12 protein-coding genes, 1 other RNA gene and 1 pseudogene are annotated in these 13,970 nt (G+C 67.8%); 3 read left to right on the top strand and 11 right to left on the bottom strand.

Annotated features, from left to right (window positions below; translation table 11 throughout):
- Positions 1 to 3 precede the first annotated feature (3 nt).
- Both ACFFIA_RS36285 and ACFFIA_RS36280 read left to right on the top strand, forming a co-directional pair.
- Positions 4 to 678, top strand: a complete 675-nt coding sequence (locus tag ACFFIA_RS36285; protein ID WP_377260238.1) for an HNH endonuclease family protein — start codon at positions 4 to 6, stop codon at positions 676 to 678.
- Positions 679 to 708: 30 nt separating this feature from the next.
- Positions 709 to 945 (top strand): annotated as a pseudogene (locus ACFFIA_RS36280) (hypothetical protein); the annotation flags it as partial.
- A gap of 3 nt (positions 946 to 948) precedes the next feature.
- Here the strand turns inward: ACFFIA_RS36280 and ACFFIA_RS36275 are convergent.
- From ACFFIA_RS36275 to ACFFIA_RS36225, 11 genes are all read right to left on the bottom strand, one after another.
- Positions 949 to 2,034, bottom strand: coding sequence for an ABC transporter ATP-binding protein (locus ACFFIA_RS36275; protein ID WP_377260236.1), 1,086 nt, complete (start codon positions 2,032 to 2,034; stop codon positions 949 to 951).
- Positions 2,035 to 2,192: 158 nt separating this feature from the next.
- Positions 2,193 to 3,200, bottom strand: coding sequence for an ABC transporter ATP-binding protein (locus ACFFIA_RS36270; protein ID WP_377260234.1), 1,008 nt, complete (start codon positions 3,198 to 3,200; stop codon positions 2,193 to 2,195).
- Positions 3,201 to 3,386: 186 nt separating this feature from the next.
- The gene (locus ACFFIA_RS36265; RefSeq protein WP_377260232.1) at positions 3,387 to 4,358 is read right to left on the bottom strand and encodes an ABC transporter permease; all 972 of its coding nucleotides are present in this window, start codon (positions 4,356 to 4,358) and stop codon (positions 3,387 to 3,389) included.
- Between the two features lie 25 nt (positions 4,359 to 4,383).
- Complete coding sequence (locus ACFFIA_RS36260) at positions 4,384 to 5,388, bottom strand: ABC transporter permease (protein ID WP_377260230.1); 1,005 nt, start codon at positions 5,386 to 5,388, stop codon at positions 4,384 to 4,386.
- An 82-nt stretch (positions 5,389 to 5,470) separates the two neighbouring features.
- Positions 5,471 to 7,138 (bottom strand): ABC transporter substrate-binding protein, encoded by a 1,668-nt coding sequence (locus ACFFIA_RS36255; protein WP_377260228.1) that lies wholly within the window; start codon positions 7,136 to 7,138, stop codon positions 5,471 to 5,473.
- A 281-nt stretch (positions 7,139 to 7,419) separates the two neighbouring features.
- Positions 7,420 to 8,013 carry a recombination mediator RecR gene (gene recR / locus ACFFIA_RS36250; protein ID WP_377260226.1) on the bottom strand — a complete coding sequence of 198 codons (594 nt, stop codon included), beginning with the start codon at positions 8,011 to 8,013 and terminating at the stop codon, positions 7,420 to 7,422.
- A 145-nt stretch (positions 8,014 to 8,158) separates the two neighbouring features.
- A complete protein-coding gene (locus ACFFIA_RS36245) occupies positions 8,159 to 8,491 on the bottom strand; it encodes a YbaB/EbfC family nucleoid-associated protein (RefSeq protein ID WP_377260224.1) in 333 nt (110 codons plus the stop codon).
- 33 nt (positions 8,492 to 8,524) lie between these two features.
- Positions 8,525 to 10,804: a DNA polymerase III subunit gamma and tau gene (locus ACFFIA_RS36240; protein WP_377260222.1), complete on the bottom strand. Its 2,280-nt coding sequence runs from the start codon at positions 10,802 to 10,804 to the stop codon at positions 8,525 to 8,527.
- Between the two features lie 126 nt (positions 10,805 to 10,930).
- Positions 10,931 to 11,025: signal recognition particle sRNA small type (gene ffs, locus ACFFIA_RS36235), an RNA gene on the bottom strand.
- A gap of 155 nt (positions 11,026 to 11,180) precedes the next feature.
- Positions 11,181 to 11,561, bottom strand: coding sequence for a very short patch repair endonuclease (locus ACFFIA_RS36230; protein WP_377260315.1), 381 nt, complete (start codon positions 11,559 to 11,561; stop codon positions 11,181 to 11,183).
- Positions 11,562 to 11,953: 392 nt separating this feature from the next.
- On the bottom strand, positions 11,954 to 13,216 hold the full coding sequence (locus ACFFIA_RS36225; RefSeq protein ID WP_377260220.1) for a DNA cytosine methyltransferase: 1,263 nt from the start codon (positions 13,214 to 13,216) through the stop codon (positions 11,954 to 11,956).
- A 131-nt stretch (positions 13,217 to 13,347) separates the two neighbouring features.
- On the opposite strand from ACFFIA_RS36225, the gene ACFFIA_RS36220 reads away from it, so the two are divergent.
- Positions 13,348 to 13,767, top strand: a complete 420-nt coding sequence (locus ACFFIA_RS36220; protein WP_377260218.1) for a DUF4259 domain-containing protein — start codon at positions 13,348 to 13,350, stop codon at positions 13,765 to 13,767.
- Positions 13,768 to 13,970 lie beyond the last annotated feature (203 nt).

Raw genomic sequence — 13,970 nt, 5'->3', positions numbered from 1 at the left:
CGGGTGGCGATTGCCCCTGGCGCACCGCAAGCTTTAGGGGTGCGCCTCATCCCCGTACTCTGTGCCGCCGCCCTCGCCCTGACCGGCTGCGTACCGCTCGAAGACGGCACCGGCACCGCCAGCGCCCCGCCCACCGTCGCCGACGACTCGGCCCGCCTGCTCGGGCAGCTCACGGTCGCCAGGGCGAGTTCGATGAAGGGCTACAGCCGAAACCGCTTCCCGCACTGGCGCGACGAGGGGCGCAACTGCGACGTACGCGACACGGTGCTCAAGCGAGACGGCGAGCAGATCCGGCTGACCGGCTGCAACGTGGTGGGCGGCCAGTGGGTCAGCGTGTACGACGATCGCACCTTCGACGACCCGTCCGACGTGGACATCGACCACATGGTGCCGCTGGCCAACGCGTGGCGCTCGGGCGCCGACAAGTGGACCGACGAGGAGCGCGGCGACTTCGCCAACGACCTGACGCGCCCGCAGCTCCGCGCGGTGTCGGCCTCCTCCAACCGATCCAAGGGCGACCAGGACCCGTCACAGTGGAAGCCGCCGAACCGCGACTTCTGGTGTGAGTACGCGGCCGAGTGGATCGCGGTCAAGCACTACTGGAAGCTCCGGATCACCACTGAGGAGAAAGCGGCTTTGTCGGACATGCTGGACACCTGCCCGGCCGCTCGGGAGTAGGGTCCCTACACTGCGGTGATGGCCGAACAGACCACCGACATCACCGCTGGTCCGGGCGGCGTCATGACCGACGAGGTCGGCGTCGTCACCGGTGACCTGACCCTGCGCACGGAGCTTTCCGGCAACGACGTCACGCTCCGCGTGCAGTACAAGGACGCCGACGAGTGGTACACCGTGACCGGCGGCCGGGCCACTCTTGCCGATCCGGCCGACCTGGCCGCGGTACACGCGATCGCCGTCGCACTGCTCAACCGCCCCGAGGGCTGAGCCCTACACGTACGAGCCGGGCTCGCTCGGCGCGGACACCACGCTCGGCGCCTCGCCCTCGTCGCCCGGCCGCACCAGCTGCACCTTCACCTCGTGCGGCCGCAGCTCGCCCGACGCGATCTGCTCGGCCCAGTGACAGGCGACCCGCGTGCCGCCCACGTCGCGCAGCTCCGGCCGCTCGGTCGAGCAGCGCGTCGGCTGCGCCCACGGGCAGCGCGTGTGGAAGCGGCAGCCGGACGGCGGGTTGGCCGGCGACGGCAGGTCACCGGCGAGCAGGATCCGCTCGCGGCGGTCTTCGACCTCCGGGTCGGGCACCGGCACGGCCGACATCAGCGCCCGCGTGTACGGGTGCAGCGGCTCCCGGTAGAGCCGGTCGCTCGGCGCCTCCTCGACCAGCGCGCCCAGGTACATCACGCCGACCACGTCGGAGATGTGCCGCACCACCGCGAGGTCGTGCGCGATCACCAGGTAGGTGAGGCCCAGCTCCTCCTGAAGCTCGTCGAGGAGGTTGATGACCTGCGCCTGGATCGACACGTCGAGCGCGGAGACCGGCTCGTCGGCCACGATCAGCTCGGGCCCGAGCACCAGCGCCCGGGCGATGCCGATCCGCTGCCGCTGGCCGCCGGAGAACTCGTGCGGGTAGCGGGACAGCGCCCAGTGCGGCAGCCCGACCGCGTCGAGTGTCTTGTAGATGATCTGCCGCCGCTCCGAGCGACTGCCGCCGATGTTGTGGGCCGCGAGCCCTTCGGTGAGGATCGACTCGACGTTCTGCCGGGGGTCCAGGCTGGACATCGGGTCCTGGAAGATCATCTGCATCCGCCGCCGCATGCCGCGCAGCTTGCCCGCCGGCAGCCTGGTCAGCTCCACACCGTCGAACCGCACCTCGCCCCCGGTCGGAGCGGTGAGCTGGAGGATCGCCCGCCCAAGCGTGGACTTGCCGCAGCCCGACTCGCCCACCAGGCCGTACGTCTGGCCGCGAGGCACGGTCAGGTCGACCCCGTCGACCGCCTTGACGTGGCCGACCACGCGGTCGAAGAGCACGCCCGTGGTGATCGGGAAGTGCACCTTGAGGTCTCGCACCTCAACCAAAGCCTCGCTCTGTGCCTGCGAGGCTCCGCCGCTCGGCGCTCCACCACCATCGTGGTCAGCGCCCGTAGCCTCACGACTCCCGCCCTCTGCCTGCAACGCTCCGCCGCTCGGCGCTCCACCACCATCGTGGTCAGCCCCCGTAGCCTCGCGACTCCCACTCATACCCGAGCCTCCTCCGGCTGTTCCGGCTGCGCGAGCGGCACCGGGTTGACGCACCGGAACTCGTGCCCGGTGTGCGTGGGCGTCATCGACGGCGGCTGCCCCACGCAGGCGTCGACCCGCCGGTCGCAGCGTGGCGCGAACGCGCAGCCGTCAGCCCACGGCAGCACGTCGCGCACCGAGCCGCGGATCGGCCTGAGCTTTTCACCCCGCCCCGCGTCCAGGCGGGGGATCGAGTTCAGCAGCCCTTCCGTGTACGGATGGCGCCGCTCGGCGAACAGCTCCTTGCGGCGGGCGGTCTCGACCACTCGGCCCGCGTAGAGCACATTGATGGTGTCGCACATGCCGGCGACCACACCGAGATCATGCGTGATCATGATGAGCGCGGTGCCGGAGTCCCGTACCAACTCTTTGAGCAGCTCAAGGATCTGGGCCTGGATGGTCACGTCGAGCGCCGTGGTGGGCTCGTCCGCGATGAGCAGCCGTGGCCGGCAGGCCACGGCCATCGCGATCAGCGCGCGCTGCCGCATGCCGCCGGAGAGCTGGTGCGGATACTCCTTGAGCCGTCGCCGCGGGTCGGGGATGCCGACCCGGTCGAGCAGCTCGGCCGCCTCCTTGCGGGCGGCGTCTTTGCCCATGCCGCGGTGGCGGACCAGCACCTCGGTGACCTGGATGCCGATCGGCACCACCGGGTTGAGCGAGGAGAGCGGGTCCTGAAAGATCATCGCGATGTCGCGGCCACGCACGTCGCGCATCGCGCGTGGGTCGAGCGCGAGCAGCTCGGTGCCGTCGAAGATGGCCGCGCCACCGATCCGCACGCCGCGCTGGCGGGGCAGCAGCCCCATCAGCGCCAGCGAGGTCACGCTCTTGCCACAGCCGGACTCGCCGACCAGACCGACGACCTCACCGGCGTCCACAGTGAACGAGACGCCGTCGACCGCGTGCACCGTGCGCTGCCCCCGCCGCGCGAACGTGACCGACAGATCCTGCACGTCGAGAAGTGCCATTGCTTACCTTCCGTTCGCGACTGCGGGGCTCGCATGCGGACCGCCGCGAATAGCCCCAAGCCGTCGAAGCTCACTCCTCGCGCTCACAATGCTCACCTTCCGTTCGCGACTGCGGGGCTCGCATGCGGACCGCCGCGAATAGCCCCAAGCCGTCGAAGCTCACTCCTCGCGCTCACAATGCCCACCTCACCTTCGCAGCTTCGGGTCGAGAGCCTCGCGCATCGCCTCGCCGAGGAGCGTGAAGCCCAGCGCCGTGATGATGATGGCCACCGCCGGGTAGATCGCCAGCCCGGGACGGATGCCCAGGTACTGCTGCGCGTCCGCCAGCATGAGCCCCCACTCCGGTATGGCGGAGTCGGGGTTGCCGAGGCCGAGGAAGGAGAGTGCCGCCACCTCGATGATCGCCGTGGCCAGCGTCAGCGTGGCCTGCACGATCACCGGGGCGAGCGAGTTGGGCAGGATGTGGCTGATCGCGATCTTCGATTTGCGTACGCCCAGCGAACTCGACGCCAGCACGTAGTCGCGGTTGGCCTGCGCGATCATCGAGCCGCGCAGCAGCCGGGCGAAGATCGGCACCGACACCACACCGACCGCGATCATCACGGTAACGAGGCTGGGCCCGAGCAGCGCCGCCACGCTCACCGCGAGCAGCAGGCTCGGCAGCGAGAGCATCATGTCGACGATCCGCATGATGACGTTGTCGACGGCCCGCCCCCACCGGCCGCCAAGCCCCGCCGCCGCGCCCGCGACGCCACCGAGCAGCACGCCGATGGTCAGGCCGATGAGCGTGGAGACGATGCCCACGATCAGCGTCTGGCGGGCGCCCACCACGAGCCGGCTGAACTCGTCGCGTCCCTGGTGGTCGTAGCCGAGCCAGTGGTCGGCCGACGGGCCAGGGATGATCCCGTGGCCCGACCTGACGACGCCTTCCCGGACGCCGATGGTGTCGGTCGGCGCGTACGGCACGAGGAACGGCCCCACGACCGCGACCAGTACGAACACGGTGAGGATCGCCGCGCCCACGATGGCGGCCGGATTGCGCCGCAGCCGCCCCATCGCCTCCCGCCAGAGGCTGACGCCCCGCTCGTCGTCGTGCACGGCGGAGAGTTCGGCGAGCCGGTCCAGCTTCTCTTTCTTGCGCCCCGGAGCGAGAGTCATGCGAGGCCCCCGAAGTGACGTGGCTTCATCGCACCCTCACCCTCGGGTCGATCAGGCTGTAGGAGACGTCGACCAGCAGGTTCACCAGGGCGAAGATCACCGCAATGATCATGATGAAGCCCATGAGTACGGGGTAGTCGAGGTTGCTGATCGCGTCTCGGATGAACGCGCCGATCCCGCTGAACGCGAAGACCGTCTCGGTGAGCACGGCGCCGGAGAGGAGCAGGCCGGTCAGCAGGCCGATCGACGTGGCCACCGGCAGCATCGCGTTGCGGAGGACGTGACGGCGGCGCACGGTCCGCTCGGTCAGGCCCTTCGCCTCGGCGGTACGTACGAAGTCTTCGCCCAGCACCTCCAGCACGCTCGCGCGGGTGATCCGCACGATGATCGCGAGCGGGATGCTGGCCAGCGCGAAGCCGGGCAGCACCAGGTGCCAGATCGCGTCGGCGGCCGCATCCCACTCCCGGGTCAGGATGCCGTCGAGCACGAAGAAGTTTGTGATGTGCGTGGCGTTGATCGAGGGGTCCTGCCGCCCGATGCTGGGGAACAGGCCGAGGTTTTCCGCGAAGATCGCCTTCAGCACGTACGCCAGGAAGAAGATCGGCACACAGGTGCCGAGCAGCGAGCCGCCCACCGACGCCTGGTCGATGATCGAGCCCCGGCGCCGGGCGGCGAGGTAGCCGAGCGGGATGCCGACCCCGATCGCGATCAGCATGGCCATGATGGTCAGCTCGACCGTGCCGGGGAAGCGCTCCAGGAACTCGGTCGTCACCGCGCGTTTGGTGTTGATCGACGTGCCCAGGTCGAACTGCACGAGCCGCTTGACGAAGCGGCCGTACTGGATAAGTAGTGGCTCGTCCAGCCCCAGGTTTTCCCGGATCTGGGCGCGCATCTCCGGCGTGCCACGCTCACCGAGCAGGGCGGTCTCGGGTCCGCCCGGCAGGCGGTGCAGCCAGGTGAAGAGCAGGATCGACAGGCCGAACAGCGTGGGTATGAGCTGGAGCAGCCGTCTGACGATGAATCGGAACACGGGCGCCTCGGTGGGTCAGAAGACGGCCGCGCGGGCGGGCACCTGGTGAGTGCCCGCCCACGCGTTCCTATCTATATGTGTTTCAGGACTTGAACTCGGCGGTGGCGTACCGCTCGTCCGTGAGCGGGCTTGCCTTGACGCCGGTCACGTCCTTACCGAGGACAAGGGCGGGAGGCGAGTGGGAGATCGGCACACCAGGCAGGAAGTTCATGATGTCCGCGTTGAGCTCCTTGTAGAGCGCCGTGCGGGCAGCCAGGTCAGCCGTCTCGTCGGCCTTCTTGAACTTGGCGAAGAGGTCGGGGTTGTTGTAGCCCCACTCATCCTTCTGCCGGTCGAAGAAGGTGCCGATGAAGTTGTAGCCGTCGCCGTAGTCACCGGTCCAGCCGAGCAGGTGGACGTCGTGGGCGGTGCCGGACGTCGTCGCGTTGAGGTAGTCCGGGCTCCACTTCAGGGGGATGCCCTGCACGTTGATGCCGGCGGCCTTCAGGTCGGCCGAGAGCAGCTCGTAGATGTCCTTGGGGTTGGGCATGTACGGCCGGGTGACCTCGGTCGGGTAGTGGAAGCGCAGCGTCAGGTTGGACGCGCCAGCCTCGGCCAGCAGCTGCTTGGCCTTCTCCACGTTGTATTCGTACTTGGTGACCGAGTCGTTCCAACCCTCCACCGTGGACGGGAAGAACTGCGTCGCCACTTCGGCGCCCGGCGGCAGCTTCGAGTCGACCAGGGCCTGGCGGTTGAGCGCGTACGCGATCGCCTGCCGCACCTTGATGTCGGCGAGCTTCGGGTTGCCCTTCTGGTTGATCGCCAGGTAGAGGATGTTGAACGCCGGCCGGGTCAGCACGTTGAAGCCCTCGCCCTTGAGCGGCTCGACGTCGGCGGGACCGACCAGGTCGTACCCCTGGATGTCACCGGAGCGAAGCGCCTGCTTGCGGGCGTTTTCGTCGGAGATCGTGCGGAAGACCAGCGTCTTGAGCTTTGCCTTGTCGCCCCAGTAGTCCTCGTTGCGCTCGATCGTCAGCGTCTTGTCCGCGATGTTCCACGACTTGAACTTGAACGGACCGGTGCCGGTGGGGTGCTCCATCGCGTACGACGGGTACTTGATGTCGTCGGCGCTGCCGCTGACGTTGCTCGCGTCGTACTGCTGGAGGGCCTGCGGGCTGTGGATCGAGAAGGAGGGAAGCATCAGGGCCGAGGGGATCTTGCTGGAGACCCGTGTGAAGGCGAGGTCGACGGTGGTCGCGTCCTTCGCCGTGCACGACTTGAAGAGGCTCGGGGGCAGCTCGGGGTCCTCGTTTTTGGCGAAGCCGCCCATGACGTCCTGCCAGTATGCGGTGACGTCGGGGCTCTGCATCAGGCCGGTCGCGTTGTACCACCGGTTGAAGTTGACGCAGACGGCCTCGGCGTTGAAGTCCGTACCGTCGTGGAACTTCACACCCGACCGCAGCTTGAAGGTCCAGACCGTGCCGGTGGCGTCCGGCGTCCAGCTCTCGGCCAGACCGGGCGAGACCTTCGTGCCGCCCTCTTCGGGACGGACCAGGGTCTCGAAAACCTGTCGGGCCACGCGCAGCGACTCACCGTCGCTGGCGAGGCTGGGGTCGAGCACCTTGGGGTCTCCGGCGGTGCCGAAAACCAAGGTGTCTCTGGTGCTCTGGCCCGAGCCCTCGTTGTCGCGATCGCTCTCAGCACAGCCGGCTACCGCGAGGGCGGCGACCGCAACGACCGCGATAGCGGCCTTCGGTCTTGCTGCACGCATGGTGCTTCACCTCGTCCTATGGGTACGGACATACGCGGTGACGGAGGTCACCGATGGCGCGACACTAGCGGGCGCTCTTAGTCGCCGGAAACCAGCCGATAAGGGGTTGGTACCGGATCGTGTCCTAGCGGTCGCGGTCCAGTCGTAGAAGGTCGAGGCCAGGCAGGCAAACGAACGCTTTGTCCTAAGTTTGTCGATGCCAAGTTGTTACATCACGACGTTGCTTCGCGGGCATGGTGTCAGACGCTCCACCCCGGATCGGGGCGGGTCTGGTGCTCGGGTCAGATGGCCCGGCGGCCCTCGAAGGCGCGCCCCAGCGTGATCTCGTCCGCGTACTCGAGGTCGCCGCCGACGGGGAGCCCGCTGGCCAGACGGGTCACCGAGATGCCCATCGGCTTGACCATCAGCGCGAGGTAGGTCGCGGTCGCCTCGCCTTCGGTGTTGGGGTCGGTGGCGAGGATCAGCTCCTTCACCTCGCCGCTGCCCAGTCGCGCCATCAGCTCGCGGATGCGCAGGTTGTCAGGGCCGATGCCCTCCAGCGGATTGATCGCCCCGCCGAGCACGTGGTAGCGCCCGCGGAACTCACCGGTCCGCTCGATCGCCACCACGTCCTTGGGCTCCTCGACCACGCACAGCACCTCTTCGCTGCGGCGGGGGTCGCGGCAGATCCGGCACTGCTCCGACTCGGCCACGTTGTAGCAGCTCGTGCAGAACCGCACCAGCTCCTTGACCTTGCGCAGCGCGGTGGCGAGGCGGGTCACGTCGGCCGGGTCGGCGGAGAGGATGTGGAACGCGATCCGCTGGGCACTCTTCGGCCCCACGCCCGGAAGCCGGCCCAGCTCGTCGATCAGATCCTGGATGGCGCCTTCGTACATGCTCTATCTGTTCTTTCCGCGAAGGCGCTGCTTTCCCGTTGGCGGCGCGGCGTGGTCCGGCTTTGTAGTACGCCCGATTGTCGCTGCTGTTTCTGCCTTGGCGCGCGCCGGGCCGCCCTTGATCGAGACGTGGCGGCCGGGCCGGTCAGAAACCAGGCAGGCCGAGGCCGCCCATCCCGCCGGCGACCGGGCCCATCTTCTGCTCGGTCAGCTTGCGCACCGCGTCGTTGGCACTGTGCAGGGCCGCCAGCACCAGGTCTTCGAGCGTCTCGACGTCGTCGGGGTCGACCGCCTTGGGGTCGATCTTCACCGACCGCACCTCGCCCGAACCGGAGATCGTCACGGTCACCAGACCACCGCCGGCCGTGCCCGTCACCTCGGCCTCGGCAAGCTCTGCCTGCGCCTCGGCGAGCTGCTCTTGCATCTTCTGCGCCTGCTTCATGAGCTGCTGCAGGTTGGGCTGTCCACCGGGCCGCATCGCCGTCTCCTCGTTGGTCGATTCCGTGTCAGCCTAGACCTCGCCGATCTTCTCGGCGCCGAAGGTCTGCTGCAACAACTGCATTGCCTGTTGTTCACTGCTCTGCCGGGCGGTGCGCTCGTCGATGACCTCGTCGGTCGGCTCGTCGCCCGGGTCGAAACCCTCGTAGGCGGCCGCCGCCGTGGGCGGGCTGGCTGCCGCCCCTTTCGCCCGCGGCCCGTCGTAGTCGGGGTCGTAGGGAGGCTCACCCGCCCAGCTGCTGTCGGCCGTAGGAGCAGAAGGGGTACGAACGCCACGTCCCGCCGCCGCAGCCCTCGCCGCCGCCAGGCCGTTGGACTCGGAGCTGGCGGCCGGCGGCGCCTCCGGCGCGGTGACCGCTGCTGCGGGCGGCGCCTCGGGCGCGGCCGCCTTCGGCGCGGCTCCGCCAGGGCGGGCCGGCTCGGGCCACTCGTTGGTGACCGGCGGCTTCTTCTCCGCGGCGGGCGGGCTCGGCGCGGGCCGCGCCGGTGGCGCGGCGGACCGGGCCGCGGGCTGTACGGCCGACCGACCGTCGCCGGCCACCTCGCAGCGCAACTCCCAGCGGACGCCGAGCACCTCGTAGATGGCCTCGCCCAGCACGCCGGCTTCCTTGGACATCATCTGCGCGAGCACCGACGACTGGAACGTGAGCACCAGCGCGTCGCCCTCGAGATCCCGCACCGTCGCGTTGCGCGCCAGGGCGGCGATCCGCTTGTTGCGACTGTTGATCATGCTGAGGATCTCGTCCCACGCCCGCCGCACGCCGGCGATGTCGAGCTGGGCCGGCGGGCTGCTGCCCGGACGCTCGGGCTCGGGCGTGACCGGATCGTCCATGACCGCCCGCGGTGGTGGTGCCGCCGCAGGCTGCGCTTGGTGCTGAGCCGGCGCGGCCGGCTGGGCCTGGTGCTGGGCCGGCCCGGCGGGCTGGCCCGGTGGGCTTGGCTGGGCTGGCGTCGCAGGCTGGGCTGACGCCGCGGGCTGGCCTGACGCCGCGGGCTGGCCTGACGCCGCGGGCTGGGCTGAGCCGGCGGGCTGGGCCGGCGCTGCCGGCTGGGCTGGGCTGGCGGGCTGGGCTGGCTGGAAACGCGCCGGCGAGTGCGACCGCGCCGGCTCCCGCTCGTCGCCGGCGGTGCCCGCGATGGCGAACCGCCGCTCGACCCGCTCCAGCCGCTGGAGCAGATCTTCGGACTTTTCGGCGCCGGGGAGCAGCATCCGCGCGGTGATCAGCTCGAGCAGCAGCCGGGGCGCGGTGGTGCCACGCATCTCCACCAGTCCGTTGTGGACGATGTCGGCACACCGGGAGAGCGTCGCCGGCCCCAGCCGCGCGGCCTGCGCGACCATCCGCTCGATCTGGTCGCTGGGCCCGTCGATCAGCCCCTTGGTCGCCGCGTCGGGCACCTGCTGAAGCACGATCAGGTCACGCAGCCGCTCCAGCAAATCGGAGGCGAACCGCCGCGGATCATGCCCCGCCTCGGCCACTCGATCGATCGTGCCGTAGGCCGCGCCGCCATCACCCGCCGCCAGCGCGTCGCACATCTCGTCGATCAGCGCGACGTCGGTCACGCCGAGCAGCGACACCGCCCGCGCGTACGTCACGCCCTCCGAGCCCGCGCCGGCGATCAGCTGGTCGAGCACCGAAAGCGTGTCACGCGCGCTGCCGCCGCCGGCCCGCACCACGAGCGGGAAGACCGCCGACTCGACCTTGACGCTCTCCGCCGCGCACAACTGCTCCAGGTAGGGGCGGAGCACGCCCGGGGGGATCAGCCGGAAGGGGTAGTGATGAGTCCGCGACTTGATCGTGCCGAGCACCTTTTCCGGCTCGGTGGTCGCGAAGATGAACTTGACGTAATCGGGCGGCTCCTCGACCAGCTTGAGCAGCGCGTTGAAGCCCGCCGACGAGACCATGTGCGCCTCGTCGATCACGTAGATCTTGTATCGGCTGCTCACCGGCGCGAAGAAGGCCCGCTCCCGCAGCTCACGCGCGTCGTCGACACCACCGTGGCTGGCCGCGTCGATCTCGATGACGTCGATCGAGCCGGCCCCGTCGTTGGCCAGCGACTTGCACGACTCGCACTGACCGCACGGCTCGGGCGTCGGCCCCTGCGCGCAGTTGAGCGAGCGGGCGAGGATCCGGGCGCTACTGGTCTTGCCACATCCGCGCGGCCCGGAGAAGAGGTAGGCGTGGTGCAAGCGCCCGCTCCGCAGCGCCTGCGACAGCGGCTCGGTGACGTGCTCCTGCCCGATGACCTCTGCGAACGTGCGGGGCCGGTACTTGCGGTAGAGCGCCAGTGCCACTCTCGCCGCCTCCTCTCGACCGCGCCATTCTCCCCGCCTGAGGGGGAGCTTGCCAGCGGGGTACGACACTCGGCCGGACGCTCCTCGGCGGCCCTCGGCACCCGTCGCGGTGGCCCGCCACCACACGAAAAGGCCCCCCGTGCACCCGTCAGAGCCCGCTTATCCTTGCTGCCTTCCGGCCCTGGGGAGGTTCACGGGGTGTACGCCGCACGAGGGGCGTCACCCAGTCTACCTGGTGCCGCAGGATGAGCGGGAAGCCGGGGCATCGTCTTCGCAATGCGCCGTCCTCGCCCTGACTGTCGGGCTAGCGCCAAGCCCCGCCAAGCAGGCGCTGGCGCCTCACTTCGTACTCGTCACCATCTAATGCGTCGGCTAACTATCGGGCAGTCGCGTCGCGAACGGCGCACACCACACGGTGTGTCGCCTTTTCCAGATCCTCGTGCTCCCATATCCTTACCACGGTCCAGCCGGCATCGGCGAGCAACTGATTTGTTTCCCGGTCACGGGCACGATTCTCAGCGATCTTCTCTCGCCAGAAGGCATCATTTATACGGGCTGGGCGATAGTGATCGACACAGCCGTGCCAATAGCACCCGTCAACGAACACCGCGACGCGCCTCGCTGGGAACACCACGTCGGCTGTTCGACGCACGCCAGGCAGCGGCCGTGTGTTAACGCGGTACCGCAGGCCAGCCCTGTGGAGCATCGAACGCAGCCGCCTCTCGGGACCAGTATCACGTGCCTTGTTAGCACGCATCACAGCACGAACTGCCGGATCTTTCGCCCACGACGCTGCGGCATCCGGCTCAATGAGGAGATTCTGGGCCAACGCCAGACGCCAGCCTTCGGCCAAATTCTCTGAGCGCGTGGCCTGATCAACCTCACCAAGGTAACGGGTAGGCGAGCGCCCATTGTCGGACCAACGCAGATAGGCGCGGATCCGCCGAGTCCTCGGGAGGAGCTTGAGGTCGACAGACGCACGGGCTCGGCGACCATCTCCTAAGTCGATCCAGCGTCGGTCAGCCCCACCCGCCGCGCGGTCCTGTTCCCCAGCGGCCGCCCGCCGGCTTCGGCCTTTGCGTCCCCGCCACGCCCTGGACTCTGGAGGCTTGTCAGCCCAACGGTGATCGGATAGGCCGTCAGATGACGTCATCGCCGGCTCTCGGCCTCATCCAGGGCCGCAGCAATCGCCCGGGCGAAGAACTCACCAAGCGCAACTGGTACAGCATTTCCGAGCTGGCGCATCTGCTCGCCCCTCGGACCGGCGAGCTTCCAGTCATCAGGAAAAGTCATCACTCGCGCCGTCTCACGTACGGTCATGTATCGATGTCGGTAGCCGGAAGGCGTACCATCCTCCGACTCGGGTACGCGGTCGTCTGTCAACAGTACAGACTCTCCACCCGGTACGCCATGCACACCGGCCTTGACCGTCTTGGCGGGACGATCAAGCTCGTTCGGCGTATGACCAGGATAGATACGAGCGTCTGGCCATCCGATGTGATCTACAAACCCTCCGAGGCCGTACTCGCGTCGGTCAAGGCGATCCCAAGGCACCCGAGGAAGGCGACGCTGGCCGTCAAGGCCCTTTATAGCATCCCGCAAAGTGCGCCACGGCGGTTTGCCATCGTCGACCGGTAAGACATCCGGTAACCGCGCCATCACGAACCGACGCACATGGTTGGGAACATCCGAGTGACGCTCCCAGTATGAACCGTCCAACATCGAGCGAATCAATGCCATCTCGGAATACTGTGGACGGATGGCAACTTTGAATCGCTCGACGTCGACCCCCAGGTCCGATCGAAACGCCACGATGATGATTCTGTTGCGAATCTGTGGAACACCGTAGTCGGCGGCGTTTACCTTTGTGGTAATGACGTCGTAGCGCTGTTTGGAGTCGGTCGACTCCTCAGCAAGCCTTACACGAAGCACCTCATCATGCTCGCGCCAACTGACCCCTTCTTCGCGCTCCTCGAAGGGCAGGCGTAGCTCTCGTTCGATGTAATCGAAGTACGGTCGGAACGACGGACGTAATAGTCCCTGCACATTTTCACAAATGACGGCCTTGGGCTGGATCTCACGAATGGCTCTGAACATCGCCGGAAACATGTTTCGCTTGTCCTCGTCGCCTTTAGCGACGCCACCCAGACTAAACGGCTGACACGGAGGTCCCCCAGCGAGGAGGTCTACGCGATCCCATAGATAGCCGAAGTCTATGCCGCGTACGTCCCCCTCGATCAAGGGCCAACGTTCGCCTGGCTCCGGAATCCGCTCAACCTCACCTCTCGGTTCCGCAGCATTGATTCTGAGCGTCTCACACGCATGCTTGACGATCTCGTTGACGAGCAGGGGACGGAACCCCGCTCGATGGACCGCCATGGCCAAGCCACCCCCGCCAGCGAACAGCTCCACCGACGTGCGGTCCCTGTTTGGCTCCCGTCGCGGTTCAAGCATTGCGAGATCATACCGCGGAGTTGATGATCTTGGGGGGAGGCGCACGAGGTGTTTCCAGCCGACTTGGTGGTTCAGTGGAGACTAGAGCGATGGCGACATGGCAGGTCGGCCCGTTCGACAACGACGACGCCGTCGAGTGGCTCTCGACGCTTGAGATGACCCAGCCGGATGGACGCCTCAAGCTAACGACCGACACCTTTAGGGCGGTCGCCCTCGCAGGCACCGGCCTCACCGCGACGGATACCGCTCGCGCGATCGCGGCGGCGGCTACCGTACTCCAGTGTCTGACCGGGGCACCCGTATCAAACTCTCCTTACGCCCCACAGTTCCTCGCGCAAGGGAGCATCCACGTCGCCGAGCCGTTGCGCGAACTGGCCATACGAACACTCGACGTGATACTCGTGGATGGATCGCCCTGGCGTCAACAGTGGGCGAATCATGTCGAAGAAGAGGACGCGATAGTCGCCATCCAGAAACTACGCAACGATCTCATCAAACGACTCCCGTAACCACTGCTTCGAACCGCCCGACATCCCCGGACAGTCGCCATAAGACACGAGGACGAACTGAGGGAGCCCGTCCCTCGCCTACAGATTGTTCTTGCATTTGGGTAGCGTGCTGGATAATTCTGATGCAGTTTTGACATAGCCCGGTAAAGCAGAAATTTGCCGCATTTCGGACGGCCTCGCACCGAAGCCTCAAATAGTCGATC

The organism is Phytohabitans kaempferiae (assembly GCF_042433955.1).
Lineage (GTDB): Bacteria > Actinomycetota > Actinomycetes > Mycobacteriales > Micromonosporaceae > Phytohabitans > Phytohabitans kaempferiae.
This window is presented reverse-complemented; position numbering and strand designations above follow the sequence as displayed.

Bases quoted from the DNA above. Each gene is read 5' to 3' on its own strand.
- ACFFIA_RS36230 (WP_377260315.1), bottom strand. From the start codon at position 11,561: ATGCGTGCTAACAAGGCACGTGATACTGGTCCCGAGAGGCGGCTGCGT.
- ACFFIA_RS36220 (WP_377260218.1), top strand. From the start codon at position 13,348: ATGGCGACATGGCAGGTCGGCCCGTTCGACAACGACGACGCCGTCGAG.
- ACFFIA_RS36245 (WP_377260224.1), bottom strand. From the start codon at position 8,491: ATGCGGCCCGGTGGACAGCCCAACCTGCAGCAGCTCATGAAGCAGGCG.
- recR (WP_377260226.1), bottom strand. From the start codon at position 8,013: ATGTACGAAGGCGCCATCCAGGATCTGATCGACGAGCTGGGCCGGCTT.
- ACFFIA_RS36270 (WP_377260234.1), bottom strand. From the start codon at position 3,200: ATGGCACTTCTCGACGTGCAGGATCTGTCGGTCACGTTCGCGCGGCGG.
- ACFFIA_RS36255 (WP_377260228.1), bottom strand. From the start codon at position 7,138: ATGCGTGCAGCAAGACCGAAGGCCGCTATCGCGGTCGTTGCGGTCGCC.
- ACFFIA_RS36265 (WP_377260232.1), bottom strand. From the start codon at position 4,358: ATGACTCTCGCTCCGGGGCGCAAGAAAGAGAAGCTGGACCGGCTCGCC.